Raw genomic sequence first — 25,524 nt, forward strand, 5'->3', positions numbered from 1 at the left:
ACCGGTCTCTACAGTGAGGGTCGCTCTTTGTCACGGTCTGGTGACAAACCCCGCCCCCTTCGTTACAAGCCCACCCCGACCCGTTGTTTAGACTTCCCGCAGTCATAACAACAAAAAAGGCCACCCATGGATCGCTTCCAACCCGGCTTCAGCAGTTGGCTGAACGCCCCTGCCCACCAGCAATGGCTCGCCGCCGAAGGCCTGCGCCTGCTGGATTTCGCCAAGGCATCAAAGCTGCCCGAAGGCTTCGGCAACCTCGACGAACGCGGCCGTCTGCCAGCCAACGCGCAAGCCGAAACCATGAACACCGCACGCATGACCCACAGCTTCGCCATGGCCCATATTCAAGGCCTGCCGGGTTTTGCCGAACTGATTGATCACGGCATCGCCGCCCTGCGCGGGCCGTTGCGTGATGCGTTACACGGTGGCTGGTTCGCGGTCGCCGAACACCGCGACGACAACACCGGCAAGAACGCCTATCTGCATGCCTTTGTCGCGCTGGCGGCCAGCTCTGCCGTGGTTGCACAGCGCCCCGGCGCACAAGCGCTGCTGGACGATGCCATCGACATCATCGACACGTATTTCTGGAGCGAAGAAGAGGGCGCCATGCGCGAATTCTTCAATCGCGACTGGAGCGAAGAAGAGGCCTATCGAGGCGCCAACAGCAACATGCACGCCACCGAAGCGTTCCTCGCGCTGGCCGATGTCACTGAAGATCCGCGCTGGCTGAGCCGCGCGCAACGCATCGTCGAGCGGGTGATCCACGGTCATGCTGCCGCCAACGGTTACATGGTCATCGAGCATTTCGATCGCGACTGGCAGCCGCTGCGTGAATACAACCACGACAATCCTGCCGACGGTTTTCGCCCGTATGGCACCACGCCCGGCCACGGTTTCGAGTGGGCGCGGTTGCTGTTACACCTCGAAGCTGCACGGGTTCAGGCCGGCATGCTCACACCCGGTTGGCTCGCCACCGACGCGCAGAAACTGTTCGAGAACAATTGCCGCAACGGTTGGGACGTCGATGGTCTGCCGGGCATCGTCTACACCCTCGACTGGGACAATAAATCCGTCGTTCGCCATCGCCTGCACTGGACGCACGCCGAAGCCAGTGCCGCTGCCAGCGCCTTGTTCAAACGCACCGGCGATGCGCAATACGAAACCTGGTACCGACTGTTCTGGGAATTCTGCGAGACGAATTTCATTGACCGCTGCGACGGCAGCTGGCACCACGAACTCAATCCGCAAAACCTGCCAAGTGCCGATATCTGGCCGGGCAAACCTGATCTGTATCACGCCTGGCAGGCCGTGCTGATCCCTCGTCTACCCTTGTCACCCAGTATGGCGACTGCGCTGGCACAGTTATCCCAGAGCAGTCCTGTGTAACCATGTGGTGACATTCGCGCGTCCCTTCGTTACCTGCGAAGGGAAACGTCCTGTTTAAACTCCTGTGCAGCGCAAGCACCAGACTTGCATGCATAACAACAAGAAAGGTACATCTCAGATGAATGCGATTTCTCGCCTCGCTACTGTCATTTCTGTCGCCTCCCTGTTCCCGCTCGCAATTCTGCCTCTCAGTGTTTCCGCTGCCGAATCCAAAGGTTCGGTCGAAGTCGTGCACTGGTGGACGTCCGGTGGCGAAAAAGCCGCTGTTGATGTGCTCAAGGCCCAAGTCGAAAAAGACGGTTTCACCTGGAAAGACGGCGCTGTCGCCGGCGGTGGCGGTGCGACTGCCATGACCGTGCTGAAAAGCCGTGCAGTCGCCGGCAACCCGCCTGGTGTTGCTCAGATAAAAGGCCCGGACATTCAGGAATGGGCATCCACCGGTCTGCTCGACACCGACGTGTTGAAAGACGTCGCCAAGTCGGAAAAGTGGGACAGCCTGCTCGACAAGAAAGTCTCCGATACCGTGAAGTACGACGGTGATTACGTGGCCGTACCGGTGAACATTCACCGTGTGAACTGGCTGTGGATCAACCCGGAAGTGTTCAAGAAAGCCGGGATCACCAAGAACCCGACCACCCTCGAAGAATTCTATGCCGCTGGCGACAAGCTGAAAGCTGCGGGCTTCATTCCGCTGGCCCACGGCGGTCAGCCTTGGCAGGACAGCACCGTGTTCGAAGCCGTGGTGCTTTCGGTCATGGGTGTCGATGGTTACAAGAAAGCCCTGGTTGATCTGGACAACGCCGCGCTGACCGGTCCGGAAATGGTCAAGGCGCTGACCGAGCTGAAGAAAGTCGCGACCTACATGGACGCCGACGGCAAAGGTCAGGACTGGAACCTGGAAGCGGCCAAAGTCATCAACGGCAAGGCTGGCATGCAGATCATGGGTGACTGGGCCAAGTCCGAATGGACTGCCGCCAAGAAAGTCGCCGGCAAGGATTACGAGTGCGTAGCTTTCCCGGGCACCGACAAGGCGTTCACCTACAACATCGACTCGCTGGCCGTGTTCAAGCAGAAGGACGCCGGCACTGCGGCCGGTCAGCAGGACATCGCCAAAGTCGTGCTGGGTGAAAACTTCCAGAAAGTCTTCAGCATCAACAAAGGCTCGATCCCGGTTCGCAACGACATGTTGAACAACATGGACAAGCTCGGCTTCGATTCCTGCGCGCAGACTGCTGCCAAGGACTTCCTGGCAGACGCCAAGTCCGGCGGCCTGCAGCCAAGCATGGCGCACAACATGGCGACCACGCTGGCGGTGCAAGGCGCGTTCTTTGATGTCGTGACCAACTACATCAACGACCCGAAAGCCGACCCGGCCGACACCGCCAAGAAACTTGGCGCAGCGATCAAGTCGTCCAAATAAGCCGTAACGGCAAGCTGCGAGCTGCGAGCCGCAAGCTACAAGCTTGAGCTCTAGCGGTCTTGCAGCTTGCAGCTTGCGGCTTGTAGCTGCTCTTCACTTTTTTTGATGGATTTCCCCATGAGTTCTGTTGCTGTGTTCAGCAAGGCCTCGCCGTTCGATGCATTGCAGCGCTGGCTACCCAAACTGGTGCTGGCGCCGAGCATGTTCATCGTTCTGGTGGGCTTCTATGGCTACATCCTGTGGACGTTCGTGCTGTCGTTCACCACCTCGACGTTCCTGCCGACTTACAAGTGGGCCGGACTTGCGCAATACGCGCGGTTGTTCGACAACGATCGCTGGTGGGTCGCGAGCAAGAACCTCGCGGTGTTCGGCGGCATGTTCATCGGCATCACCTTGGTAATTGGCGTGTTGCTGGCGGTGTTCCTCGACCAGCGCATCCGTCGCGAAGGCTTTATCCGCACCATTTACCTGTACCCGATGGCGCTCTCGATGATCGTCACCGGTACGGCGTGGAAGTGGCTGCTCAACCCGGGCATGGGCCTGGACAAATTGTTGCGGGACTGGGGCTGGGAAGGCTTCCGTCTCGACTGGCTGATCGACCCGGATCGCGTGGTCTACTGCCTGGTGATCGCCGCTGTCTGGCAAGCCTCGGGCTTCATCATGGCGATGTTCCTCGCCGGCCTGCGTGGCGTCGATCAATCGATCATCCGTGCCGCGCAGATCGATGGCGCGAGCATGCCGACGATCTACTGGAAAGTAGTGCTGCCAAGCCTGCGTCCGGTGTTCTTCAGTGCCGTGATGATTCTGGCGCACATCGCGATCAAGAGCTTCGACCTGGTCGCGGCGATGACCGCCGGTGGCCCGGGTTATTCCTCTGACCTGCCGGCGATGTTCATGTATTCCTTCACCTTCAGTCGCGGCCAGATGGGCATGGGCTCGGCCAGTGCGATTCTGATGCTCGGTGCGATCCTCGCGATCATCGTGCCTTACCTGTATTCCGAGCTGAGGACCAAGCGCAATGACTAGTCTCGCTGCCAAACCTGCTATCAGCCTGAGTCGCATCGCGATCTACGCGGTGCTGATCATCGCCGTACTGCTTTATCTGGTGCCGCTGGTGGTGATGTTGCTGACCAGCTTCAAGACCCCGGAAGACATCAGCACCGGCAACCTGCTGAGCTGGCCGACCGTGGTCAGCGGCATCGGTTGGGTCAAGGCCTGGGCCACCGTTGACGGTTACTTCTGGAACTCGATCAAGATCACCGTTCCGGCGGTAATTATCTCTACCGGCATCGGCGCGTTGAACGGCTATGTGCTGTCGTTCTGGCGCTTCCGTGGTTCGCAGTTGTTTTTCGGTCTGCTGTTGTTCGGTTGCTTCCTGCCGTTCCAGACCGTGCTGCTGCCGGCTTCGTTCACCCTCGGCAAAATGGGTCTGGCGAGCACCACCACCGGCCTGGTGTTTATCCACGTGGTTTACGGTCTGGCGTTCACCACGCTGTTCTTCCGTAACTACTACGTGAGCATTCCGGATGCGCTGGTGAAAGCTGCACGCCTCGACGGCGCAGGTTTCTTCACGATTTTCCGCCGCATCATTCTGCCGATGTCGACGCCGATCATCATGGTTTGCCTGATCTGGCAGTTCACCCAGATCTGGAACGACTTCCTGTTCGGTGTGGTGTTCTCCAGCGGTGATTCGCAACCGATCACGGTGGCGCTGAACAACCTGGTCAACACCAGCACCGGCGCCAAGGAATACAACGTTGATATGGCAGCGGCGATGATCGCCGGCCTGCCGACCCTGCTGGTCTATGTGGTCGCAGGCAAGTATTTCGTGCGCGGGCTGACGGCCGGCGCAGTCAAGGGGTAATCATGGCAACGCTCGAACTTCGCAACGTAAACAAGACCTACGGTGCCGGCCTGCCGGACACCCTGAAGAACATCGAACTGTCGATCAAGGACGGTGAGTTCCTGATCCTGGTCGGCCCGTCGGGTTGTGGCAAATCGACCTTGATGAACTGCATCGCCGGTCTGGAAACCATCACCGGCGGCGCGATCATGATCGGTGACCAGGACGTCAGCGGCATGAGCCCGAAGGATCGCGACATCGCCATGGTGTTCCAGTCCTACGCGCTGTACCCGACCATGAGCGTGCGCGAGAACATCGAATTCGGCCTGAAAATTCGCAAGATGCCGCAGTCGGCGATCGACGAAGAAGTCGCGCGCGTGGCCAAGCTGTTGCAGATCGAACACCTGCTCAATCGCAAGCCGGGTCAGCTCTCCGGTGGTCAGCAACAGCGTGTGGCGATGGGGCGTGCACTGGCGCGGCGGCCGAAGATCTATCTGTTCGACGAACCGTTGTCCAACCTTGACGCCAAGCTGCGCGTCGAGATGCGCACCGAAATGAAACTGATGCACCAGCGCCTGAAAACCACCACGGTCTACGTGACCCACGACCAGATCGAAGCGATGACCCTGGGCGACAAAGTGGCGGTGATGAAGGACGGCATCATCCAGCAGTTCGGCACGCCGAAAGACATCTACAACAACCCGGCCAATCTGTTCGTGGCGAGCTTCATCGGTTCGCCGCCGATGAACTTCATTCCGCTGCGTCTGCAACGCAAGGACGGTCGTCTGCTGGCGCTGCTCGACAGCGGTCAGGCCCGTTGCGAGTTGCCGATGAGCATGCAGGATGCTGGTCTGGAAGATCGCGAAGTGATTCTCGGCCTGCGCCCTGAGCAGATTGTTTTGGCGAACGGAGAGGGTAACGGCCTGCCGAGCATTCGTGCCGAAGTGCAGGTCACTGAGCCGACCGGTCCGGACACCTTGGTGTTCGTTAATTTGAATGAAACCAAAGTCTGCTGCCGTCTGGCGCCGGACGTGGCACCGCAGGTGGGCGAGAACCTGACGCTGCAATTCGATCCGTCGAAAGTGTTGTTGTTCGATGCCAACACCGGCGAGCGCCTCGGCACTGCCGGTCAACCACAGACCGATGCGCGGTCTGCGAACGTGGCGCAATTCAAAGGCCGCTGAAGAACAGTGTAGGAGTGAGCCTGCTCGCGATGACGGTGTATCAGTCGACAGAGATGTTGAATGTAAAACCGCTATCGCGAGCAGGCTCACTCCTACAAGGAGCACGCGGTGCCCGGCCTGTCGAGCATCGCAATTTATGTAAACCGCGTTAGATAAAAACAGTTAATAACAATAAAGACGAGGATGTAGGGATGAAAAAGAAACACGTCAATGCCCGGTTGATCTGCCAAGTGTCAGCTGCGGCGGCATTGGTGCTGGCCGGTAACGCCATGGCGGCGGATGCCTTCAGCTCCGACTCGAAATGGATGACCGGCGACTGGGGTGGCGAGCGTACCAAGCTGATCGAGCAGGGTATCGACATCAAGGCTGACTACGTTGGGGAAGTCGGTGGCAACCTGAACGGTGGCTACAACGACGACAAGACCGCGCGTTACGCTGACCAGTTCGGTCTGGGCGTGGCACTCGATCTGCAAAAGCTGTGGGGCTGGGATAACACTCAGGCGAAGATCCAGCTGACCAACCGTAACGGCTACAACATCTCCAACGACCGCGTTGGCGATCCGCGTGCCGGCACCTTGAGTTCTTCGCAAGAAGTTTACGGCCGTGGCCACATGGTGCGTCTGACCCAGTTGTGGATTCAGCACCAGTTCTTCGACAACAAACTCGACGTCAAGGCTGGTTACTTCGGTGAAGGCGAAGACTTCAACACCTTCCCGTGCGACTTCCAGAACCTGGCGTTCTGCGGTTCCCAAGTGGGTAACTGGGCGACCAACATCTGGTACAACTGGCCCGTCAGCCAGGCCGCGATCCGTGTGAAGTACAACATCAACGACGAGCTCTACGCGCAGATCGGTGCGTACAACCAGAACCCGTCGCAGCTGGAACACGGCAACGGCTTCAAACTCAGCGGCAGCGGCACCAAAGGTACCGTTCTTCCGGTCGAGCTGGTCTGGTCGCCGAAGGTCAACAGCCTGCCGGGCGAATACCGCGTCGGTTACTACAAGAGCACGGCCGATGCCGACGACGTTCGCGAAGACGTCAACGGTTTCGACGCTGCTACTACTGGCGATGCCTACAAGACCCACAGCAGCAAAAGCGGCTACTGGTTCGTCGCGCAACAGCAACTCACCAGCCACAACGGTGATGCGACCCGCGGTCTGAACATCGCGGCCAATGCCACGTTCCACGACAAGGACACCAACTTCATCGACAACTATCAGTCGGTGATGTTTGTCTACAAAGGCCCGTTCGACGCGCGTCCGAAGGATGACGTCGGTATCGGCGCGGCACGTATCCACGTCAACGACGACGTGAAGAAAAACGCCGAGCTGTTGAACGCTTCCAACGGTGTGTCGGATTACGACAACCCGGTGTTCTCGCCGATTCGTGAAACCGAATACAACTACGAGATCAACTACGGCTTCCACGTCACCAACTGGCTGACCGTACGTCCTAACCTGCAGTACATCACTCACCCGGGTGGTGTGGATGAAGTGGACAACGCTTTGGTCGCTGGCCTGAAAATTCAGTCTACGTTCTAACGCGTCTGCGATAAGCTCCTCTCTATGTGCGCATATTTGCGGACAGCCAAGGCTGTCCGCTTTTTTTTGGGGCAAGCGCCGCCCTGTGAAAGTCGAGTTCAGGACCGTGGCAAATGCATGAGCATCCGCTACAACGCTTCTTCAAATCCCTGCGTGAACAACCGGTGTTCGCCTGGGAACGCTATCAGATGCGCGACGTGTTGGTGATCGATCACCCGTTGTGTCAGGCGGTGTTCAGTCGTCAGGGCGCCCAGTTGCTGCACTTTCAACCGCGCGGGCAAAAGCCGTGGTTGTGGTGTGCGGCGAAGTGGCCGCACGTCGGTGCCATTCGCGGTGGTGTGCCGGTGTGTTGGCCGTGGTATGGCCGTCATCCGAGCGAAAACGCCTGGCCGTCCCATGGTTGGGCGCGTTTGCTCGACTGGAAGTTGCTCGACAGCAGCAGCGCCGAAGATGGCGTGCGCCTGCACTGGCAATTGCAGCTGTGCGACTGGCAGGTTGACCTGCACGCACATCTGGGTGAACGCATGGAACTGCGCCTGAGCACCGAGCATCAGGACGACATGCCGTGCCAGTTGAGCCAGGCTTTGCATGCTTACTGGCGTATTGGCGATATCGGTGAGATAGCGCTGTCTGGGCTCGAAGGGGCGCAGGGTTATGACCAGTTGAATCGCCAGGTTTGCCAGCAGGAAGGTGAGTTGCGGGTGGATGGCGGCTGTCAGCGGGTGTTCCAGCACGACGGCGAATTGCAGCTGAAAGATCACGCCTGGCAGCGCGAGTTGTGCATTGATACCGGTGACAGCGCGGACACGGTGGTCTGGCATCCTGGAGCGCGGCCGTTGTTGGGCGTGACGTGGGATGAGATTTCGGAGTTTGTCTGTGTTGAAGCGGCGGCGGGCGGCACCGACAGTTTGCATCTGGCGCCTGGGGAGAAGGCGCATTTGAGTTTGCAGGCGTGGGCGGCGGCTTGATGATCGTTCCCACGCTCTGCGTGGGAATGCCTCAAGGGACGCTCCGCGTCCAGTGACGCGGAGCGTCACGGGCTGCATTCCCACGCAGAGCGTGGGAACGATCAACCCCAGTAGGAGCTGCCGAAGGCTGCGATCTTTTACGCGAAGCGTCCTAATTAAACTCGTCACCCACCGGATACCGGCTGGCATTCAGGCTCTCTTTGATCTTGCGCAAATGCGGCTGGAAATCCACCCCGCGACGCAACGTCATCCCCGTCGCCAACACATCCAGCACCGTCAACTGAATGATCCGCGACGTCATCGGCATATAGATGTCGGTGTCTTCCGGCAGCGGAATATTCAGGCTCAAGGTACTCGCCTTGGCCAGCGGCGAATTCTCTGCCGTCAGACCCAGCACCGAAGCACCGTTCTCGCGAGCAATACGCGCCACCTCGACCAACTCACGGGTGCGTCCGGTGTAGGAAATGATCACGAACAACTCACCGGTGTGCGCCACTGAAGCAATCATCCGTTGCATCAACACATCCGCGTGCGCGGTGACGGCGAGGTTGAAACGGAAAAACTTGTGCTGCGCATCCAGTGCCACCGGTGCCGAAGCGCCGAGGCCGAAGAAGTGGATCTGCCGCGCCTGAATCAACAGGTCGACGGCGCGGCTGATCAGATTTGGATCGAGCGCCTGGCAGGCACTGTCCAGCGACGCGATGGCGCTGCCGAAAATTTTCTGCGTGTACGCCTCGGGATTGTCATCGGCCTCGACCGCGCGGCTGACATACGCCGCGCCGCTGGCCAGGCTCTGCGCCAGTTGCAGCTTGAGTTCGGGGTAACCGCTGACGCCGAACGAACGGCAAAAACGGTTGACCGTCGGTTCGCTCACCGAGGCGGCCTGGGCGAGGGCGGCGATGCTGAAGCGGGTGGCCTGCTGCGGGTTGAGCAGGATCACCTCGGCGACTTTGCGTTCGGCCTTGTTAAGGTCTTCAAGGCGACTCTGGATCTGTTCCAGTAAATTTCGCACGCGGTCCATATGGAATTCCTAATTCACCTGCGCAAAGGTGCGCCGGGCTATGCAAATTGGGCCTTTGATATGGCCCGTAACGGTGGCCTATCCTACTGATGGCTCCGACCGACCACCACTCGGAATCTGTATTTTGCGAAAATGTTGTGGTTATTACTACATTTTCCCTTGAGTGATGCCTTGAAAAAAGGTATTTGTAGCTTAACTTGATAAAAGAACAAACATCATGCCTTCGATTACGGTTGAACCGTGCACCTTTGCCTTGTTCGGCGCGCTTGGCGATCTGGCCCTGCGCAAGCTGTTTCCTGCCCTTTATCATCTTGATGGCGCCGACCTGCTGCACGAGGACACGCGCATCATCGCGCTGGCCCGTGAAGAAGGTTCCGAGCAGCAGCACATGGCGTTTATCGCCGCCGAACTGCGTCGTTATGTGGGCAAAGAGCTGAACGAGGCCGTCGCCGAGCGTTTTCTCGCACGCCTGACCTACCTGCACGTCGACTTCCTCAGATCTGAAGATTATGTGGCGCTGGCCGAACTGGCTGGCAGCACGCAACGCATGATTGCCTACTTCGCCACACCGGCAGCGGTGTATGGCGCGATCTGTGAGAACCTGGCGAAAGTCGGCCTGGCAGAAAACACCCGCGTGGTGCTGGAAAAACCGATCGGCTCTGACCTCGAATCGTCGCGCAAAGTGAATGACGCCGTGGCGCAGTTCTTCCCGGAGAACCGCACCTACCGCATCGACCATTACCTGGGCAAAGAAACCGTTCAGAACCTGATCGCCTTGCGTTTCGCCAACAGCCTGTTCGAAACCCAGTGGAACCAGAATTACATCTCCCACGTGGAAATCACCGTGGCCGAGAAGGTTGGCATCGAAGGCCGCTGGGGCTACTTCGACAAGGCCGGCCAGCTGCGCGACATGATTCAGAATCACCTGTTGCAACTGCTCTGCCTGATCGCCATGGACCCGCCGGCCGACCTGTCCGCCGACAGCATTCGTGACGAGAAAGTAAAAGTGCTCAAGGCGCTGGCACCGATCAGCCCGGAAGGCCTGACCACGCAAGTGGTGCGCGGCCAGTACATCGCCGGCCACAGCGAAGGCAAATCCGTACCGGGTTACCTCGAAGAACCGAATTCCAACACCCAGAGCGACACCGAAACCTTCGTCGCCCTGCGTGCCGACATCCGCAACTGGCGCTGGGCCGGCGTGCCGTTCTACCTGCGTACCGGCAAGCGTATGCCGCAGAAACTGTCGCAGATCGTCATCCACTTCAAGGAACCGTCGCACTACATCTTCGCCCCTGAGCAGCGTTTGCAGATCAGCAACAAACTGATCATCCGCTTGCAACCGGACGAAGGCATTTCCTTGCGCGTGATGACCAAAGAGCAGGGCCTGGACAAAGGCATGCAACTGCGCAGCGGCCCGCTGCAACTGAATTTCTCCGACACCTGGCGTAGCGCGCGGATCCCCGATGCCTACGAGCGGTTGTTGCTGGAAGTGATGAACGGCAATCAGAACCTGTTTGTCCGTAAAGATGAAATCGAAGCCGCGTGGAAGTGGTGTGACCAGCTGATCGCCGGGTGGAAAAAATCCGGTGACGCGCCCAAGCCGTATGCGGCCGGGTCGTGGGGGCCGATGAGCTCCATTGCATTGATCACGCGGGACGGGAGGTCGTGGTATGGCGATATCTAATGTGCAACTGCCTGCGGGCGTGAACGCTCACGAATTCAAGAGCCCGGTGCTGTTGGCCGAAGGTCTGGCGCTGAACGTTGCCAAGCAATTGAGCGACGCCATTGCCGCGCGCGGCAACGCGGTGCTGGTGGTGTCCGGCGGTCGTAGCCCGGTGGCGTTTTTCCAGCACCTGGCCAAGCAGGATCTGGACTGGTCGAAGGTCGTCGTGACCCTCGCCGATGAGCGCTGGGTACCGGTTGAACACGCTGACAGCAATGCCGGTTTGCTCAAGCAATACTTGCTCAAAGGCCCGGCGGCCAAGGCACAGTTCCTCAGCCTTTATAGCGCTGCGGCGAACGTCGAGCAGGCTGCTGAACAGGCTGACCGCTTGCTCGCCGAATTGCCGCCGATTGACGTGCTGGTGCTGGGCATGGGCGATGACGGCCACACCGCGTCGCTGTTCCCCGACAGCCCGAATCTCGCCGAAGCGCTGCAAGCCGATGGCACTCGCCGTTGCTGGCCGATGCTGGCGCCAAGCGTGCCGCGTCAGCGCCTGACCATGAGCCGTGCGCTGCTGGCGTCGGCGAGGCACAAGATTCTGTCGATTTCCGGTCAGTCGAAACTGACCACACTGAATGCCGCACTGGCATCCGACGACGTCGCCGCCATGCCGGTTCGCGCGTTTCTGCAACCTACGTTAGAGATTTACTGGTGCCCATGAGCCAAGGAACAGCCGCTATGACAACCCCATCCCCGACCGTTTCCATGGCGGACAAAGTTGCCCTGATCGACAGCCTCTGCGCCAAGGCGCGGATCCTGCCGGTGATCACCATCGCTCGCGAACAGGATGTGCTGCCGCTGGCCGACGCCCTGGCCGCCGGTGGTCTGACCGCGCTGGAAGTGACCCTGCGTTCGCAGTTCGGCCTCAAGGCCATCCAGATCCTGCGTGAACAGCGCCCGGAACTGATGACCGGCGCCGGCACCGTACTCGATCGCAATATGCTCGCGGCAGCCGAAGCCGCCGGTTCGCAATTCATCGTCACCCCGGGCATCACCCGTGACCTGCTCGAAGCCAGCGTCGACAGCCCGATTCCGCTGTTGCCGGGCATCAGTAACGCCTCCGGCATCATGGAAGGCTATGGTCTGGGCTATCGCCGCTTCAAGCTGTTCCCGGCTGAAGTCAGCGGTGGCGTGGCGGCAATCAAAGCCCTTGGCGGCCCGTTCGGCGAAGTGAAATTCTGCCCGACAGGCGGCGTCGGCCCGGCCAACATCAAGAGCTACATGGCGCTGAAAAACGTCATGTGCGTGGGCGGAAGCTGGATGCTTGATCCGGAGTGGATCAAGAACGGCGACTGGGCCCGTATTCAGGAATGCACCGCCGAGGCACTGGCGCTGCTGGACTGATTGTTACCAGACACTTCGTTGTGTGTTCTACGGCTTTACGGTGCGCTTGGTCGGTGCACCGTTTTTTTTTGCCTGAAAATTGCTATGTAGAAGCTATGTAGGAGCTGTCGAGTGAAACGAGGCTGCGATCTTTTGACCTTGCTCTTGAGCGCCAACATCAAAAGATCGCAGCCTTCGGCAGCTCCTACATCGACACCGTTACGACGCGATACATAGTTACCGCACAACCGCGTTGGCGTGGCGCTAATCTGCGTTCATCTTACGGAAGAGAGAACGCCTCATGGACGACCATCAATCAGCAGACTTGCCCCATCAGCCTCTTCGGCAACGGCAAACGCATATCCCTGGCAGCATCGATTGGCGCGAAACCGAAGAAAAGGTGCGCAACATCAGCCGCGGCGTCGAAGGCCTGCCACTGGTATTGCGTCTGGCCCTGGTCGACGCCATGACCGGTGAGCCAGTGGTTGGCGCCCAGGTCCGGATCGAACAGAACATTGGCGCCGACAGCTTGTGCGGCGCCCAGTCGACCGACAGCCAAGGCATCGTGCGGTTTACCAGTATTTACCCGGATCAGCACGCTGGAGGGGCCTCGTGCATCGCCATGACCGTGTGCATCGCCAGTGATGATCAACTTTTGCAGTCACCTCAGGAGGCCTGGGCAGGACGGCTGCATCTTCCGGATGTCTGTAACTGTGAAACGGCGGGGGATGATGCTTCGCCGCTGGTATTGCGACCGATTGGCGGGGAAGGTCTTGAGGACGGTTATTTCGGCAGCCTGACGATCGGCGTCGACACCTTTGCGGTGTCGTCGCAGATCGGCCTTGCAGGCTACGAGAAGTCTACGGGCGCGGTGTTTTAGCGCAGTTCGTTCAGCGCGCGGACCAGCAACTGCATGTCGCCAGCGGTGCTGGTCAGTCCCGGTGTAATGCGGATGCTCGGCCCGCTGGCTGCGCCGTTGCGCACCACGGTGAACAGGTTGTAGTCGTTGAGCAGTCGCTCGGCCATCGCCTGTTGATTGTCGTGCCGGGTAAATCGCAGCGATGTGATGCCGCAATACAGCCTTGGATCGTCTGGCGTCATTACCTCGATACCCGGCAAGTGCCGCACCGCGCTGACCCACAGGTTGCGCAGATAATTCAGGCGAGCGCCTTTGGCCGGCGCGCCGCCGAGCGAACGGTGCTCTTCGAACACCAGCGGCAAGGTCATCAGCGCGGGAATGTTAGGCGTGCTGTATGAGGTGCGCGCGCGGATGTCATTAACCGGGTAATGCATTTCATCCATGTCCGGATCGATATCGGCCAGGCGTTGCGGCGCGATATAGAGGAAACCGAGGGTGAGCGGTGCGCCGATCCATTTGTGCAGGTTGAAGCCGGCGAAAGAAATGCCCAATGCTTCAAGATCGAACTCGATCTGACCGAGCGCATGGGCGCCGTCGAGGATGACATCGACGCCATGCTCTTTGGCGAGGGCGGCGATGGCTTGTACCGGCATGACCAGACCGGTGCGGTGAGTAACGTGAGTCAGGGCCATCAGCTTGATCTTCGGGTGACCGGCAAAGGCTTCGCGGTACGTCTCCAGCAGGCTGTCGTAGCTCGCCGGGTGCGCGTGGGCAATCTCGATCACCTCGGCGCCACGATGTCTGGCCAGCCAGCGCATGGCGCCTTTGACCGTGTCGTATTCCAGATCACTGATCAGCACCTGATCGCCCGGCTGCAAGCGGTTGTAGTTACGGATCAGCGATTGCAGGCCTTCGGTGGCGTTGCGGGTGAACGCGACGCTCTGGGCGCGTACGCCGATCAGCTCGGCGAGTTGCGCGCGGATATCAAGGTTGTCGTGCTGCTCGAAACGCTGGCGCACGTACACCGAATTGCTGGTATTGATCAGCTCGATATTGCGCTGGTACTCCTCGATTACCGTGCGCGACATGCGCCCGAAGTAACCGTTTTCCAGGTTCACGGGGCCGGGTTGAACGTCGTAACGGTCGGCGAACGTTTGCCAGAAGGCTTCGTCACGGGCGCGGCGGGTGTTGTCGGGCATGGTCGGCTGACTCTAAAGAGGAGGGCGCTTCAATGGCGCGGGGCAGGTTTGCCGTGTTTGGCGCGCAGCGGTTCGAGCAAGTCCGAGAGGCCGTTATGGTCGATCTCCTGCATCAGCGCGAGCAGGCCGCCGAGTTCGCCGTGAGGGAAACCTTCACGGGCAAACCAGTTCAGGTACGGCCCCGGCAGGTCGGCAATGATCCGGCCCTTGTACTTGCCGAAGGGCATTTCGCGGGTGATCAGCAGTTCGAGTTTTTCGGGATTCATCAGGGATTTCGTCTGGCTTCAAATCAGCTTGGAAAATACAGGCATTCTGCATGCAGGCCAAATGACAGATCATGCAAATAACCGTGATACAGATAGTTCACTTATCTTTAAAGCGTTGATATATAACGAAATTTCATAAATAAAAAAGCTGGCACGCACACTGCAATATCCCTTGCATCTTCAACCAATCGCAAGGAATTGAAAAATGACCGACATGAATAAAGAAGCCATCTCTGTACTCAATGACCTGATTGAAACCAGCAAGGACGGTCAGGAAGGGTTCAAGACTTGCGCTGAAGACATCAAGCATCCAGAACTGAAAACCCTGTTTGTCACCCGCTCTGCCGATTGCGCAACCGCTGCAGCAGAACTGCAAGCCGAAGTTCGCAAGCTGGGCGGCGATCCGGAAACTTCCACCAGCGTCAGCGGTGATCTGCACCGTCGCTGGGTCGATGTCAAAGCGATGTTCACCGGCAAAGACGAAGAGGCTGTTCTAAACGAAGCCGAGCGCGGTGAAGACCATGCGCTGAAGGCTTATCGTGAAGCCATCGAGAAGATCAACAAGCACAATCTGGTAGGCATTCGTGATCTGGTTGAACGTCAATACCACGGCGTACAACGCAACCACGATCAGGTGAAAGCCCTGCGTAACCAGGCTCGCGCCCGTTCTTAAGCGTTTGCCGGTTATAAAAAACGCCAGCTAGTCTGGCGTTTTTTTTGTGTCCGGGAAAAGCAAAGCCCCTCACCCTAGCCCTCTCCCAGAGGGAGAGGGGACTGAACGAGGTGTTCTTTCGAGCTACATCGACCTGAAATATTCAGTCGAACTCAAAATCTGAAAACAGCGGAGACCGGCTCCCTTTTCCCCTCGCCCCCCTTGGGGGAGAGGGCTGGGGTGAGGGGGAAAAGCTCCCACTGACACCCCACCAATCAATCAGCCAATGCTAATCGCCGGCAGTGTTGGCAACGTCACCGTCTGCTGCTTGCGCGGCGCCAGAATCTCCGCCTCGCCATCCACCACCAACTCATCACGCTGGTTAAACACACGAGTGGCGATGCGCACACGAAACTTCGGCAGCTTCTCGAGGATTTCCAGACGCACGGTCAACGTGTCGCCAATCTTCACCGGCTTCTGAAAGCTCATCTGCTGGCCGATATAAATAGTGCCCGGCCCAGGCAACTCGCACGCTACTGCAGCACTGATCAGCGCACCGCTGAACATACCGTGGGCGATACGCTCCTTGAACATGCTCGCGGCGGCAAACTCGGCATCCAGGTGCACCGGGTTGTGGTCGCCCGACATCGCGGCAAACAGTTGAATGTCGCGTTCTTCGACAGTCTTGCTGTAGCTGGCGGTCTGGCCGACTTCAAGGGCTTCGTAAGGGATGTTGGTAACCTGGGTCATCGGTCTCAATTCCTGTGACGGATTCAGTGAATCCACAAAAAATTATTCGCTGCGCTGAGGGCGCGGATGGCTCAGGGCCTGATCGATCCAGGCCAGCACATCAGCGATCACTTCGTCGCGATTGGTTTCGTTGAACAATTCGTGCCGCGCCTGCGGGTAGATCTTCAGTTGCAGGTGCTGGCTGCCGGCCGTGCGCAAGGCATTGGCCAGATCTGTCAGACGCTTGCCTTCACTCACCGGATCACATTCGCCGCCGATTACCAGCAGCGGAAGGCCCGGGTCGATCTGCGCGAGATTGGACGCTTTGCTGATCTGCTGCAAGCCGCCGAGCAGGTCGATCCACAGTTGATTGGTGCAGCGAAAGCCGCACAACAGGTCGTTGGCGTACAGGTCGACTTCGGCGGGATCACGACTCAGCCAGTCGAAGCGTGTGCGCACCGGTTTGAATTTGTTGTTGAACGAGCCGAACGACAGCCATTCGATCAGCGCACTGCGGCCCTTGCCACCCTGACGCAGTTTTTCCAGACGGGCGATCTGCCGTGCGGCGCCGTACAGCGCGACGGGTTGTAAGTTGGAACCACTGAGGATCGCCCCGTGCAGGCTGGCGCTGTGGTGCAGTAAATAGCCTTGGGCAAGATAGCTGCCCATGCTGTGCCCCAGCAAAATGATCGGCACGCCGGGGTGCTGCTGGCCGATGTGCTGGTTGAGGCTGGCCAGATCGCCGAGCACCTTGCACCAGCCGTCGTCATCGGCGAAGTGGCCGAGGGTGCCGTGATTGGCGGTTCTGCCATGTCCGCGCAGATCCGGGGCGTACACGCCATAGCCTTTGTCGCAAAACGTTTCGGCCAGTCGCGCATAGCGGCCGCTGTGTTCGGCCATGCCATGGGCCAGCAGGATCACCGCCTTCAATGGCGCGGCGGGCAGCCATTGATTGATGAACAGGCGGCTGCGGTCACTCGCGTCCAGCCATAGCGTGTCGTGGATCATGGCGATTCCTTTGCTCAGAGTCGGATCATTGTATAGCGCGTCTGATCAGCCCACGCCACGGCAGGAAGATTCACACGATCAATGACGGCTTTGTCCATATTTGCCTCAATGGCCATAGCTGCTAGTGTCCGTGAAGCTCCGCTTTTTCAGAAATGACAGAAAGCGGCCCCGGATCGGCTCAGGTAAAGAGGACAAGAACAATGCAACCTGATTTCTGGAACGACAAGCGCCCGGCCGGCGTACCGCTGGACATCGACATGGGTGAGTTCAAGTCGGTGATCGAGGTGTTCGAGCGTTCCTGCAAGAAGTTCGCGGATCGCCCGGCGTTCAGCAACATGGGCATCACCCTGACCTACGCCGAGCTCGAGCGCCAGAGCGCTGCCTTCGCCGGTTACCTGCAAGCACATACCGATCTGGTGCCGGGGGATCGCATCGCCGTGCAGATGCCCAACGTCCTGCATTACCCGATTGCCGTATTCGGTGCACTGCGTGCCGGGCTGATCGTGGTCAACACCAACCCGCTGTATACCGCGCGGGAGATGCGCCATCAGTTCAAGGATTCCGGCGCGCGAGCGCTGGTGTACCTGAACATGTTCGGCCAGAAAGTCCAGGAAGTGCTGCCCGACACCGACATTCAGTACCTGATCCAAGCGAAGATGGGCGACCTGATGCCCACCGCCAAGGGCTGGCTGGTCAACACCGTAGTCAGCAAAGTGAAGAAAATGGTCCCGGCGTATTCACTGCCGCAGGCGATCTCCTTCAAAAGCGCACTGCGCATGGGCCGAGGTCTGGGCATCAAGCCGCTGAAAGCCAGCCTCGACGACATCGCCGTGCTGCAATACACCGGTGGCACCACCGGCCTGGCGAAAGGCGCGATGCTGACCCACGGCAATCTGGTGGCGAACATGCAGCAAGTGCGCGCCTGTCTCGCTCAACTCGGCCCGGACGGCCAGCCGCTGCTGCGCGAAGGCCAGGAAGTGATGATCGCGCCGCTGCCGCTGTACCACATCTATGCGTTCACCGCGAATTGCATGTGCATGATGGTCTCCGGCAACCACAACGTCTTGATCACCAATCCACGCGACATCGCCGGGTTCATCAAGGAGCTGAAGAACTGGCGCTTCTCGGCGCTGCTGGGCTTGAACACCTTGTTCGTGGCGCTGATGGATCACGCGGATTTCAAGACCCTCGATTTCTCCAGCCTGAAGCTCACCAACTCCGGTGGCACCGCGTTGGTCAAGGCCACCGCCGAGCGCTGGGAGCAGATCACCGGTTGCCGCATCACCGAAGGTTACGGCCTGACCGAAACCTCGCCGGTGGCCTGCACCAATCCGTACGGTGATCAATCGCGACTGGGCACGGTCGGTTTGCCGGTGCCAGGCACACTGCTCAAAGTCATCAACGATGACGGTGTCGAGCAGCCGATGGGCGAGCGCGGTGAGTTGTGCATCAAGGGCCCGCAGATCATGAAGGGCTACTGGCACAAACCCGAAGCCACCGCCGAAGTGCTGGATGCCGAGGGCTGGTTCAAGTCCGGCGATATTGCGGTGATCGATCCGGATGGTTTCGTGCGCATCGTCGATCGCAAGAAGGACATGATCATCGTCTCCGGTTTCAACGTGTACCCCAACGAAATCGAAGACGTGGTGATGGCGCACCCGAAAGTTGCCAACTGTGCGGTGATCGGCGTGCCGGACGAGCGTTCCGGGGAGGCGGTAAAGCTGTTTGTGGTGGCGCGGGAAACAGGGGTCAGCCTCGAAGAACTCAAGGCTTACTGCAAAGAGAATTTCACTGCGTACAAAGTGCCGAAACACATCGTGTTGCGTGAGTCATTGCCGATGACGCCTGTCGGGAAAATTCTGCGGCGGGAGTTGCGCGATATCGCGTAAAAGCCAAAAACACAAAGATCGCAGCCTTCGGCAGCTCCTACCTTGGAATGCATTCCTGTAGGAGCTGCCGAAGGCTGCGATCTTTTGCTTTAAGTCCCCGAAAACCGGGGTCTTCAAGGTTTTATAGGATTTTTGCTCTAAAATGACTGCTAGGTAGTCTTGAGTCATGATAATGACTGTAGGGGCCGCTTTTGGCTCTAGTCGACCCTTGGCAAAGCTGCTACTCTCGGCGCGCTTTGTGACTTCTCGGCCTATGTAAAAGCCAGATTCACCAATACCAAACACACACCAATAATAATCGCATCAAATGCGGTGAAGAATTCGCGTTGCTGAGGAGTGGGCTTCCATGATCGAAGACTTTTGGAAGGATAAATACCCGGCTGGAATTGCTGCCGACATCAATCCGGACGAGTATCCGAACATTCAGGCAGTGTTGAAGCAATCCTGCCAACGCTTCGCCAACAAACCGGCTTTCAGCAACCTGGGCAAGACAATCACCTACGGTGAATTGTACGAATTGTCCGGTGCATTTGCCGCGTATCTGCAACAGCATACCGATTTGCAGCCCGGTGATCGAATCGCCGTGCAACTGCCCAACGTTCTGCAGTACCCGGTGGCCGTCTTCGGTGCGATCCGCGCCGGGCTGATCGTGGTCAACACCAACCCGCTGTACACCGCGCGGGAAATGGAACACCAATTCAACGACTCCGGTGCCAAAGCCCTCGTTTGCCTGGCAAACATGGCGCACCTGGCCGAAGCCGTGGTGCCGAAAACCGGCGTCAAACACGTCATCGTCACTGAAGTCGCCGACCTGCTGCCGCCGATCAAGCGCCTGCTGATCAACAGCGTCATCAAGTACGTGAAGAAAATGGTCCCGGCCTATCACCTGCCCAAAGCCGTCAAGTTCAACGACGTGCTGAGCAAGGGCCAGGGCCAGCCTGTGGCCGAAGCCAATCCGGACAGCGGCGACGTTGCCGTGCTGCAATACACCGGCGGCACCACCGGCGTGGCCAAAGGCGCGATGCTGACCCATCGCAACCTCGTCGCCAACATGCTGCAGTGCAAAGCGCTGATGGGTTCCAACCTCAATGAAGGTTGCGAGATCCTGATCACGCCGCTGCCGCTTTACCACATTTACGCGTTCACCTTTCATTGCATGGCGATGATGCTGATCGGCAACCACAACATCCTGATCAGCAACCCGCGTGACCTGCCGGCGATGGTCAAGGAACTGTCGAAGTGGAAGTTCAGCGGTTTCGTTGGTCTCAACACGCTGTTCGTGGCGCTGTGCAACAACGAAGGTTTCCGCAAGCTGGATTTCTCCGCGCTGAAAGTCACCTTGTCCGGCGGCATGGCCTTGCAACTGGCCGCTGCCGAGCGCTGGAAAGCGGTCACCGGTTGTGCCATTTGCGAAGGTTACGGCATGACCGAAACCAGCCCGGTGGCCACGGTCAACCCGATCCAGAACATCCAGATCGGCACCATCGGTATTCCGGTGCCATCTACTTTGTGCAAAGTCATCGACGATAACGGTGTCGAGCAGCCGCTGGGTGAAATCGGCGAGCTGTGCGTCAAGGGCCCGCAAGTGATGAAAGGCTACTGGCAGCGTCAGGAAGCCACCGATGAAATGCTCGACAGCGAAGGCTGGTTGAAGACCGGTGACATCGCGCTGATCCAGCCGGACGGCTATATGCGCATCGTCGATCGCAAGAAAGACATGATTCTGGTCTCCGGTTTCAACGTCTACCCGAACGAACTGGAAGACGTGCTGGCAACGCTGCCGGGCGTGTTGCAGTGCGCGGCCATCGGCGTGCCGGACGAGAAGTCGGGGGAGGCGATCAAGATCTTTATCGTCGCCAAACCGGGCGTCACGCTGACCAAGGAAACTGTGATGGAGCACATGCGCGCCAACGTCACGGGCTACAAGGTGCCGCGTTCGGTGGAATTCCGCGATGCGCTGCCGACCACCAACGTCGGCAAGATTTTGCGTCGCGAGCTGCGGGATGAAGAGCTGAAGAAGATCAAGGCCAAGTCCGCCGCTTAAAACAAAAAGCCCCGCAGATGCGGGGCTTTTTGTTGGTCAGGTGATCGTTCCCACGCTCTGCGTGGTAACGCATCCCGGGACGCTCTGCGTCCCTGCAGTACTGGACGCGGAGCGTCCGGGGCGGCATTCCCACGCGGAGCGTGGGAACGATCAGCGTAGAAGGGTTACTGACGAAACGGCGCAAAATTCACGTTAGTCCCCGCCGGACGCATGTCCTGCAGATACGAATCCTTGTCCGCACTCAATTCCAGGCTCAACGCCGCTTTGCGCTTGCCTTCGTTGCGAATCACCAGCCCTTCAAGCTTTTCACGCAGGAACACTGTCGGCACTTTCAGGTGCAGCAGCTCGTCAGTGGCCGGCGTGTGCATCAGCAGGTGAATCCACTCGTACTGACCGATCGCCAGACGTGACACCGGCAGGTCGAACCACCAGATGTTGCGGTTACGGTTCAGTTCGGCGAAGTGGCAGTTGTTGGTGCCGAGCACGGCACCGCCCAGTTCCTTGTTGCGTCGGGCGATGGCCTGCGTTTTATCGAGTTTCATAACATTCCTGCGGGATCGGTTCCTGGCGCTTGGCGCCCATATGTTGCGCATTCTCGGGGCTACGCACGCAAACATAAAGCCCAACCTGCACGCCACGACGAAATGAACCCCTGAAAATAAATGAAACTTGGCGCAAACCCGGCCAGTCAATCATTACGTACTGACTTTTCCCCCTAATTGCACCAAGGAGAAACACCATGAGTAGCACAGGCGATAAAGTAAAAGGCATGGCCAACGAAGCGGTCGGCAACGTCAAGCAAGGCGTCGGTAAAGCCACCGACAACACCAAGCTGCAAGCCGAAGGCAAGATTCAAGAGAAAAAAGGCGAAGCCCAGCAAGCGGTCGGCAAAGCCAAGGACGCCGTCAAAAAAGGTGTCGACAAGGCGTAACTCAGCCTTGAACGAAATACATGAGCGGCCATCCAAGGATGGCCGTTTTTGTGTCAAAAGCCTGCAGCGCCCCGACGAGGTTCGCCAAACAGGCTACCGTGATGTAAAAAACGGCCCCTGAGTCGCCACGACTTCAACCTGTATTGCGGCGAAAGGAGACGCGAATGATTTTTCCGGACATGAAAGGTCTGCCCCTGCACCGGGTGATGGTGCGCACGGTCACTGAATTCGTCGACGACGAGATGTCGACCTACGCCTCGGCACTGGCCTACCAGATGCTGTTTTCGCTGTTCCCGTTCATTCTGTTTCTGATCGCCCTGATCGGTTTCCTGCACCTGCCGGACTTCTTCTCCTGGCTGCGTCTGCAATCGGAACTGGTGCTGCCGCCGCAGGCACTGGAGCAGGTCAATCCGGTGATCGACCAGTTGCAGCAATCCAAGGGCGGCTTGCTCTCGGTCGGTATTGTCATTGCCCTGTATACCGCATCCGCCGGTGTGCGCTTGATGATGAGCGCGATGAACGCCGCGTACGACGTGGTCGAAGGGCGACCGGTCTGGAAGCGTTTCCCGCTGTCGATTGTCTACACCGTTGGCATTGCCGGCATGCTGCTGGTGGCCGCCGCGTTGATGGTGCTCGGGCCGCAGGTAATGGGCTGGATCGCCGCGCAGGTGGGGCTGGAAGACTTCATCGTCACCGTCTGGACGATTGCGCGCTGGCCGGTGATCGTGATTCTGATGATGGTCGCGGTGGCACTGATCTACTACGTCATGCCCGACGTCAAACAGGAATTCCGTTTCATCACGCCCGGTTCGGTCCTGGCCGTGGTGGTGTGGATCATCGCTTCGTTGGGTTTCGCGTTCTACGTGAAAACCTTCGCCAACTACAACGCGATGTATGGCAGCATCGGTGCGATCATCGTGCTGTTGCTGTATTTCTACATTTCCGCCGCGGTGCTGTTGCTCGGTGCCGAGATGAACGCGGTGATCGAGCACATGTCCAGCGAGGGCAAGGACCCGGGCGAGAAAGTCCCCGGCGAACTCGATGAACAACCCAAACAACACGTCTCGGGCCTGGGCCGCGATCATTCGCTCAAGCCGGACACTGACGAAGCCAGATCATGATTCGTGAAATTCTGAAAATGGGCGACGAGCGCCTGTTGCGCATTGCGCCGCCGGTGCCGGCCGAGATGTTCGACAGCCCTGAACTGTGGCAACTGATCGACGACATGTTCCAGACCATGGAAAGCGTCGGCGGCGTCGGCCTGGCCGCGCCGCAGATCGGCGTCGATCTGCAACTGGTGATTTTTGGTTTCGAGCACAGCGAACGTTATCCGGATGCTGAAGCGGTGCCGCAGACGATCCTGATCAATCCGCTGATAACGCCGCTGAGTCCGTTGATGGAGGAGGGCTTTGAAGGCTGTCTGTCGGTGCCGGGTTTGCGCGGAGCGGTGGATCGTTATCAGCAGATTCGCTACGAGGGTGTTGATCCGAAGGGCGAGCCGATTGTGCGCACTGCTTCGGGCTTCCACGCGCGCGTTGTGCAGCACGAGTGCGATCACCTGATCGGCCGCTTGTACCCGTCGCGGATCACCGACTTCACTAAGTTCGGTTTTACCGAAGTGATGTTCCCGGACCTCGATCCCACAGCCGACGACTGATCTTGCAAACACCACGATCCCTAGTGGGAGCGAGCTTGCTCGCGAATGCGATACATCAGTGACGTCTTCATTGACTGACACTACGCCTTCGCGAGCAAGCTCGCTCCCACAGGTTTTGCGTTGCACATCAGGGTTGTGAGGGGCTCAGCTCCATCGCAATCATCGGCTTGCTCCGCGCATACCGGCTCAAGCGCTCCGCCATCGCCTGGGGCAGCGCCGGATCGAACGTAAACCCGCGCCGTTCATAAAACTCACGCAAATCAGGATGACAAAACAGCCAAACCGGCTCGTTCACATCCTGCACCGCCGCTGCGATCAGCTGTGCGGCAACGCCCTGTTCACGACACCCCGGATCCACAAACAGCCCGGTCAACCATTGCCCGCCGGACACTGGCCGCAAGCACAACGCGCCCACAATCTCTCCGCGCCGCGCGACCCATAACTGTGCCTCGCGAACAGCTTTCATCGACGATTGATGGCTGCGGTAAAACTTGTTCATCAACGGCCAAAGCGACTCGTCGAGCAGGCTGTATTGGGTGTCGGGCATGGGATCGGACTGTCGGTGGGCAAAGCGCCGATTATAAAAGAACGCACGGCTCTGGATAGGTGTATACCTGACCTCACATCCCCTGTGAGTGGAGTACGCATCATGTCCAAAGGTATGGATTCAAAGAAAGCCGCGAAGAAGAAACCGGCCAAGACCGCGATTGAAAAACGCGCAGAGAAGAAAGCCAAGAAAGTCGACATCTTCGGTCACTGATCACACCTTTCCGGAGCCCGGTTCTCGGGCTCCTGCCTGAACCCGAAAATAATCTGCAAGATTGCCCATGGTCGTTGCACAGAAGGGGAAGAATCCCGTTCCGAGCAATGCCATGCCCCATTACTTTGACGCCGCCCATCGTCAGCAGATCGAAACCCTGCGCCAACGCTTCACCGCCCGCACCGAGTGGCCGACCTGGCTGTTGCTGATCGGCGTCTATGGCGGCTGGTTTGCCATTGTTCTCAATAGTCATTGGCTCGGTCGAGCCTTGAGCACGCTGTTGCTGATCCCGCTGCTGGTGTTGTGGCTGTCGGTGCAGCACGAGTTGCTGCACGGGCATCCGACGCGCTGGGTTCGCCTCAACAAGATCCTCGGCTACGTGCCTTTTGCCGTGTGGTATCCGTACACGTTGTATCGCGACAGTCATTTGCTGCATCACCGCGATGAGGATCTGACTGTGCCCGGCGTCGATCCGGAAAGCCGTTACCTGACCCGCGCTGGCTGGCAGGGCAGTTCGCTGTTTGAACGCAGCTTGCACTGGTTGAACAAAACCGTGTTCGGGCGCTTTGTGATCGGTGCACCGCTGGCGCTGATGGCAATGGCCAAAGAAGAGCTGCTACGGCTGAAAAATGGGGAACTCCAGGCCTGGTCGATGTGGCTGACCCATGGTCTGTTCACGTTATTGATGCTGTGGTTCATCGCCCGATTCAGCGTGCTGCCGGTCTGGCATTACCTGCTGCTGATCAGCGTGCCGGCGCTGTCGATCGCGATGATCCGCTCCTATTATGAACATCGCCCACATGCGCAACCTGAGCAGCGCACGGTGTTGAACGAGGCGAGTTGGCCGTGGCGCTGGTTGTTCCTGAATCTGAATTTTCATCTGGTGCATCACGACTTGCCGAAGCTGGCGTGGTACGACTTGCCGACGGTTTACCGGATGCATCGCGAGCAATGGATCGCGCGCAGTGGCGGGTTTCTTGTGCAGGGGTATGGCGAGTTCTGGCGGCGCCATGTTTTGAAGCCAATCGACAGCCCCGAGCATCCTTACCACTGACCCAAGAACACCACAAAACTCTGTAGGAGTGAGCCTGCTCGCGATAGCGGTGTGTCAGGCGCCGAAG

General features: G+C 58.7%; 25 protein-coding genes. 18 read left to right on the top strand and 7 right to left on the bottom strand.

The window, feature by feature from the left end; translation table 11 throughout:
- Positions 1 to 126: 126 nt before the first annotated feature.
- The 7 genes from FGA82_RS04130 to FGA82_RS04160 all read left to right on the top strand — a co-directional run bounded on the left by FGA82_RS04130 (position 127) and on the right by FGA82_RS04160 (position 8,342).
- Entirely contained in the window at positions 127 to 1,386 is a 1,260-nt protein-coding gene (locus FGA82_RS04130; protein WP_141126118.1) for an AGE family epimerase/isomerase, read from the top strand.
- 118 nt (positions 1,387 to 1,504) lie between these two features.
- The gene (locus FGA82_RS04135; protein WP_016983700.1) at positions 1,505 to 2,806 is read left to right on the top strand and encodes an ABC transporter substrate-binding protein; all 1,302 of its coding nucleotides are present in this window, start codon (positions 1,505 to 1,507) and stop codon (positions 2,804 to 2,806) included.
- Between the two features lie 117 nt (positions 2,807 to 2,923).
- On the top strand, positions 2,924 to 3,832 hold the full coding sequence (locus tag FGA82_RS04140; protein ID WP_122800266.1) for a carbohydrate ABC transporter permease: 909 nt from the start codon (positions 2,924 to 2,926) through the stop codon (positions 3,830 to 3,832).
- Positions 3,825 to 4,670, top strand: coding sequence for a carbohydrate ABC transporter permease (locus FGA82_RS04145; RefSeq protein ID WP_038369190.1), 846 nt, complete (start codon positions 3,825 to 3,827; stop codon positions 4,668 to 4,670). Before FGA82_RS04140 ends, FGA82_RS04145 begins: the two co-directional genes overlap by 8 nt.
- A 2-nt stretch (positions 4,671 to 4,672) precedes the next feature.
- The gene (locus FGA82_RS04150; protein ID WP_141126119.1) at positions 4,673 to 5,833 is read left to right on the top strand and encodes an ABC transporter ATP-binding protein; all 1,161 of its coding nucleotides are present in this window, start codon (positions 4,673 to 4,675) and stop codon (positions 5,831 to 5,833) included.
- Between the two features lie 191 nt (positions 5,834 to 6,024).
- Positions 6,025 to 7,374, top strand: coding sequence for a carbohydrate porin (locus FGA82_RS04155; protein WP_095126181.1), 1,350 nt, complete (start codon positions 6,025 to 6,027; stop codon positions 7,372 to 7,374).
- A gap of 113 nt (positions 7,375 to 7,487) precedes the next feature.
- The gene (locus tag FGA82_RS04160; protein WP_141126120.1) at positions 7,488 to 8,342 is read left to right on the top strand and encodes a D-hexose-6-phosphate mutarotase; all 855 of its coding nucleotides are present in this window, start codon (positions 7,488 to 7,490) and stop codon (positions 8,340 to 8,342) included.
- Between the two features lie 151 nt (positions 8,343 to 8,493).
- On the opposite strand, the gene FGA82_RS04165 is transcribed toward FGA82_RS04160, so the two are convergent.
- Complete coding sequence (locus FGA82_RS04165; protein ID WP_171057240.1) at positions 8,494 to 9,354, bottom strand: MurR/RpiR family transcriptional regulator; 861 nt, start codon at positions 9,352 to 9,354, stop codon at positions 8,494 to 8,496.
- Positions 9,355 to 9,580: 226 nt separating this feature from the next.
- Between FGA82_RS04165 and zwf the strand changes: the two genes are divergently transcribed.
- The 4 genes from zwf to FGA82_RS04185 all read left to right on the top strand — a co-directional run bounded on the left by zwf (position 9,581) and on the right by FGA82_RS04185 (position 13,289).
- Positions 9,581 to 11,047, top strand: a complete 1,467-nt coding sequence (gene zwf, locus FGA82_RS04170; protein ID WP_034153387.1) for a glucose-6-phosphate dehydrogenase — start codon at positions 9,581 to 9,583, stop codon at positions 11,045 to 11,047.
- A complete protein-coding gene (pgl, locus tag FGA82_RS04175; RefSeq protein ID WP_141126121.1) occupies positions 11,034 to 11,747 on the top strand; it encodes a 6-phosphogluconolactonase in 714 nt (237 codons plus the stop codon). The genes zwf and pgl overlap by 14 nt, the downstream gene beginning before the upstream one ends.
- 17 nt (positions 11,748 to 11,764) lie before the next feature.
- Entirely contained in the window at positions 11,765 to 12,430 is a 666-nt protein-coding gene (locus FGA82_RS04180) for a bifunctional 4-hydroxy-2-oxoglutarate aldolase/2-dehydro-3-deoxy-phosphogluconate aldolase (protein WP_016773539.1), read from the top strand.
- Positions 12,431 to 12,710: 280 nt separating this feature from the next.
- On the top strand, positions 12,711 to 13,289 hold the full coding sequence (locus FGA82_RS04185; RefSeq protein ID WP_141126122.1) for a hypothetical protein: 579 nt from the start codon (positions 12,711 to 12,713) through the stop codon (positions 13,287 to 13,289).
- Here FGA82_RS04185 and FGA82_RS04190 read toward each other — a convergent pair.
- Positions 13,286 to 14,467: an aminotransferase class V-fold PLP-dependent enzyme gene (locus FGA82_RS04190; protein WP_141126123.1), complete on the bottom strand. Its 1,182-nt coding sequence runs from the start codon at positions 14,465 to 14,467 to the stop codon at positions 13,286 to 13,288. The two genes, FGA82_RS04185 and FGA82_RS04190, sit on opposite strands and share 4 nt — an antisense overlap.
- Before the next feature lie 29 nt (positions 14,468 to 14,496).
- Positions 14,497 to 14,733: a DUF3820 family protein gene (locus FGA82_RS04195; protein WP_003227425.1), complete on the bottom strand. Its 237-nt coding sequence runs from the start codon at positions 14,731 to 14,733 to the stop codon at positions 14,497 to 14,499.
- Between the two features lie 205 nt (positions 14,734 to 14,938).
- On the opposite strand from FGA82_RS04195, the gene FGA82_RS04200 reads away from it, so the two are divergent.
- The gene (locus FGA82_RS04200) at positions 14,939 to 15,406 is read left to right on the top strand and encodes a ferritin-like domain-containing protein (protein ID WP_034153383.1); all 468 of its coding nucleotides are present in this window, start codon (positions 14,939 to 14,941) and stop codon (positions 15,404 to 15,406) included.
- Between the two features lie 258 nt (positions 15,407 to 15,664).
- On the opposite strand, the gene FGA82_RS04205 is transcribed toward FGA82_RS04200, so the two are convergent.
- Both FGA82_RS04205 and FGA82_RS04210 read right to left on the bottom strand, forming a co-directional pair.
- Positions 15,665 to 16,135: a MaoC family dehydratase gene (locus FGA82_RS04205; RefSeq protein ID WP_003227420.1), complete on the bottom strand. Its 471-nt coding sequence runs from the start codon at positions 16,133 to 16,135 to the stop codon at positions 15,665 to 15,667.
- A gap of 42 nt (positions 16,136 to 16,177) precedes the next feature.
- Positions 16,178 to 17,122: an alpha/beta hydrolase gene (locus tag FGA82_RS04210; protein ID WP_141126124.1), complete on the bottom strand. Its 945-nt coding sequence runs from the start codon at positions 17,120 to 17,122 to the stop codon at positions 16,178 to 16,180.
- A 200-nt stretch (positions 17,123 to 17,322) separates the two neighbouring features.
- Between FGA82_RS04210 and fadD2 the strand changes: the two genes are divergently transcribed.
- Together fadD2 and fadD1 are read left to right on the top strand one after the other, a co-directional pair.
- Positions 17,323 to 19,011, top strand: coding sequence for a long-chain-fatty-acid--CoA ligase FadD2 (fadD2, locus tag FGA82_RS04215; RefSeq protein ID WP_141126125.1), 1,689 nt, complete (start codon positions 17,323 to 17,325; stop codon positions 19,009 to 19,011).
- A gap of 346 nt (positions 19,012 to 19,357) precedes the next feature.
- Complete coding sequence (gene fadD1 / locus FGA82_RS04220) at positions 19,358 to 21,055, top strand: long-chain-fatty-acid--CoA ligase FadD1 (RefSeq protein ID WP_095112255.1); 1,698 nt, start codon at positions 19,358 to 19,360, stop codon at positions 21,053 to 21,055.
- Between the two features lie 164 nt (positions 21,056 to 21,219).
- On the opposite strand, the gene FGA82_RS04225 is transcribed toward fadD1, so the two are convergent.
- The gene (locus FGA82_RS04225; RefSeq protein WP_007917843.1) at positions 21,220 to 21,597 is read right to left on the bottom strand and encodes a hypothetical protein; all 378 of its coding nucleotides are present in this window, start codon (positions 21,595 to 21,597) and stop codon (positions 21,220 to 21,222) included.
- A gap of 197 nt (positions 21,598 to 21,794) precedes the next feature.
- Here FGA82_RS04225 and FGA82_RS04230 point away from each other — a divergent pair, with 197 nt between their 5' ends.
- From FGA82_RS04230 to def, 3 genes are all read left to right on the top strand, one after another.
- Complete coding sequence (locus FGA82_RS04230) at positions 21,795 to 21,986, top strand: CsbD family protein (RefSeq protein ID WP_008082339.1); 192 nt, start codon at positions 21,795 to 21,797, stop codon at positions 21,984 to 21,986.
- A 164-nt stretch (positions 21,987 to 22,150) separates the two neighbouring features.
- Positions 22,151 to 23,107 carry a YihY/virulence factor BrkB family protein gene (locus FGA82_RS04235; RefSeq protein ID WP_141126126.1) on the top strand — a complete coding sequence of 319 codons (957 nt, stop codon included), beginning with the start codon at positions 22,151 to 22,153 and terminating at the stop codon, positions 23,105 to 23,107.
- On the top strand, positions 23,104 to 23,643 hold the full coding sequence (gene def / locus FGA82_RS04240) for a peptide deformylase (RefSeq protein ID WP_141126127.1): 540 nt from the start codon (positions 23,104 to 23,106) through the stop codon (positions 23,641 to 23,643). Before FGA82_RS04235 ends, def begins: the two co-directional genes overlap by 4 nt.
- Positions 23,644 to 23,770: 127 nt before the next feature.
- Here def and FGA82_RS04245 read toward each other — a convergent pair whose 3' ends face one another.
- The gene (locus tag FGA82_RS04245) at positions 23,771 to 24,190 is read right to left on the bottom strand and encodes a GNAT family N-acetyltransferase (protein WP_141126128.1); all 420 of its coding nucleotides are present in this window, start codon (positions 24,188 to 24,190) and stop codon (positions 23,771 to 23,773) included.
- A 325-nt stretch (positions 24,191 to 24,515) separates the two neighbouring features.
- Between FGA82_RS04245 and FGA82_RS04250 the strand changes: the two genes are divergently transcribed.
- Complete coding sequence (locus FGA82_RS04250) at positions 24,516 to 25,457, top strand: fatty acid desaturase (RefSeq protein ID WP_141126129.1); 942 nt, start codon at positions 24,516 to 24,518, stop codon at positions 25,455 to 25,457.
- Positions 25,458 to 25,524: the final 67 nt, after the last annotated feature.

The sequence above is a fragment of the Pseudomonas fluorescens genome (genome assembly GCF_005938625.1).
Taxonomy (GTDB): domain Bacteria; phylum Pseudomonadota; class Gammaproteobacteria; order Pseudomonadales; family Pseudomonadaceae; genus Aquipseudomonas; species Aquipseudomonas fluorescens_BD.

Coding starts and splice junctions, on each gene's coding strand:
- FGA82_RS04155 (WP_095126181.1), top strand. CDS start 6,025: ATGAAAAAGAAACACGTCAATGCCCGGTTGATCTGCCAAGTGTCAGCT.
- FGA82_RS04150 (WP_141126119.1), top strand. CDS start 4,673: ATGGCAACGCTCGAACTTCGCAACGTAAACAAGACCTACGGTGCCGGC.
- FGA82_RS04135 (WP_016983700.1), top strand. CDS start 1,505: ATGAATGCGATTTCTCGCCTCGCTACTGTCATTTCTGTCGCCTCCCTG.
- FGA82_RS04245 (WP_141126128.1), bottom strand. CDS start 24,190: ATGCCCGACACCCAATACAGCCTGCTCGACGAGTCGCTTTGGCCGTTG.
- zwf (WP_034153387.1), top strand. CDS start 9,581: ATGCCTTCGATTACGGTTGAACCGTGCACCTTTGCCTTGTTCGGCGCG.
- FGA82_RS04185 (WP_141126122.1), top strand. CDS start 12,711: ATGGACGACCATCAATCAGCAGACTTGCCCCATCAGCCTCTTCGGCAA.
- fadD1 (WP_095112255.1), top strand. CDS start 19,358: ATGATCGAAGACTTTTGGAAGGATAAATACCCGGCTGGAATTGCTGCC.
- FGA82_RS04235 (WP_141126126.1), top strand. CDS start 22,151: ATGATTTTTCCGGACATGAAAGGTCTGCCCCTGCACCGGGTGATGGTG.
- FGA82_RS04225 (WP_007917843.1), bottom strand. CDS start 21,597: ATGAAACTCGATAAAACGCAGGCCATCGCCCGACGCAACAAGGAACTG.
- pgl (WP_141126121.1), top strand. CDS start 11,034: ATGGCGATATCTAATGTGCAACTGCCTGCGGGCGTGAACGCTCACGAA.
- FGA82_RS04180 (WP_016773539.1), top strand. CDS start 11,765: ATGACAACCCCATCCCCGACCGTTTCCATGGCGGACAAAGTTGCCCTG.
- def (WP_141126127.1), top strand. CDS start 23,104: ATGATTCGTGAAATTCTGAAAATGGGCGACGAGCGCCTGTTGCGCATT.
- FGA82_RS04205 (WP_003227420.1), bottom strand. CDS start 16,135: ATGACCCAGGTTACCAACATCCCTTACGAAGCCCTTGAAGTCGGCCAG.
- FGA82_RS04160 (WP_141126120.1), top strand. CDS start 7,488: ATGCATGAGCATCCGCTACAACGCTTCTTCAAATCCCTGCGTGAACAA.
- FGA82_RS04230 (WP_008082339.1), top strand. CDS start 21,795: ATGAGTAGCACAGGCGATAAAGTAAAAGGCATGGCCAACGAAGCGGTC.
- FGA82_RS04195 (WP_003227425.1), bottom strand. CDS start 14,733: ATGAATCCCGAAAAACTCGAACTGCTGATCACCCGCGAAATGCCCTTC.
- FGA82_RS04210 (WP_141126124.1), bottom strand. CDS start 17,122: ATGATCCACGACACGCTATGGCTGGACGCGAGTGACCGCAGCCGCCTG.
- fadD2 (WP_141126125.1), top strand. CDS start 17,323: ATGCAACCTGATTTCTGGAACGACAAGCGCCCGGCCGGCGTACCGCTG.
- FGA82_RS04145 (WP_038369190.1), top strand. CDS start 3,825: ATGACTAGTCTCGCTGCCAAACCTGCTATCAGCCTGAGTCGCATCGCG.
- FGA82_RS04200 (WP_034153383.1), top strand. CDS start 14,939: ATGACCGACATGAATAAAGAAGCCATCTCTGTACTCAATGACCTGATT.
- FGA82_RS04250 (WP_141126129.1), top strand. CDS start 24,516: ATGCCCCATTACTTTGACGCCGCCCATCGTCAGCAGATCGAAACCCTG.
- FGA82_RS04130 (WP_141126118.1), top strand. CDS start 127: ATGGATCGCTTCCAACCCGGCTTCAGCAGTTGGCTGAACGCCCCTGCC.
- FGA82_RS04190 (WP_141126123.1), bottom strand. CDS start 14,467: ATGCCCGACAACACCCGCCGCGCCCGTGACGAAGCCTTCTGGCAAACG.
- FGA82_RS04140 (WP_122800266.1), top strand. CDS start 2,924: ATGAGTTCTGTTGCTGTGTTCAGCAAGGCCTCGCCGTTCGATGCATTG.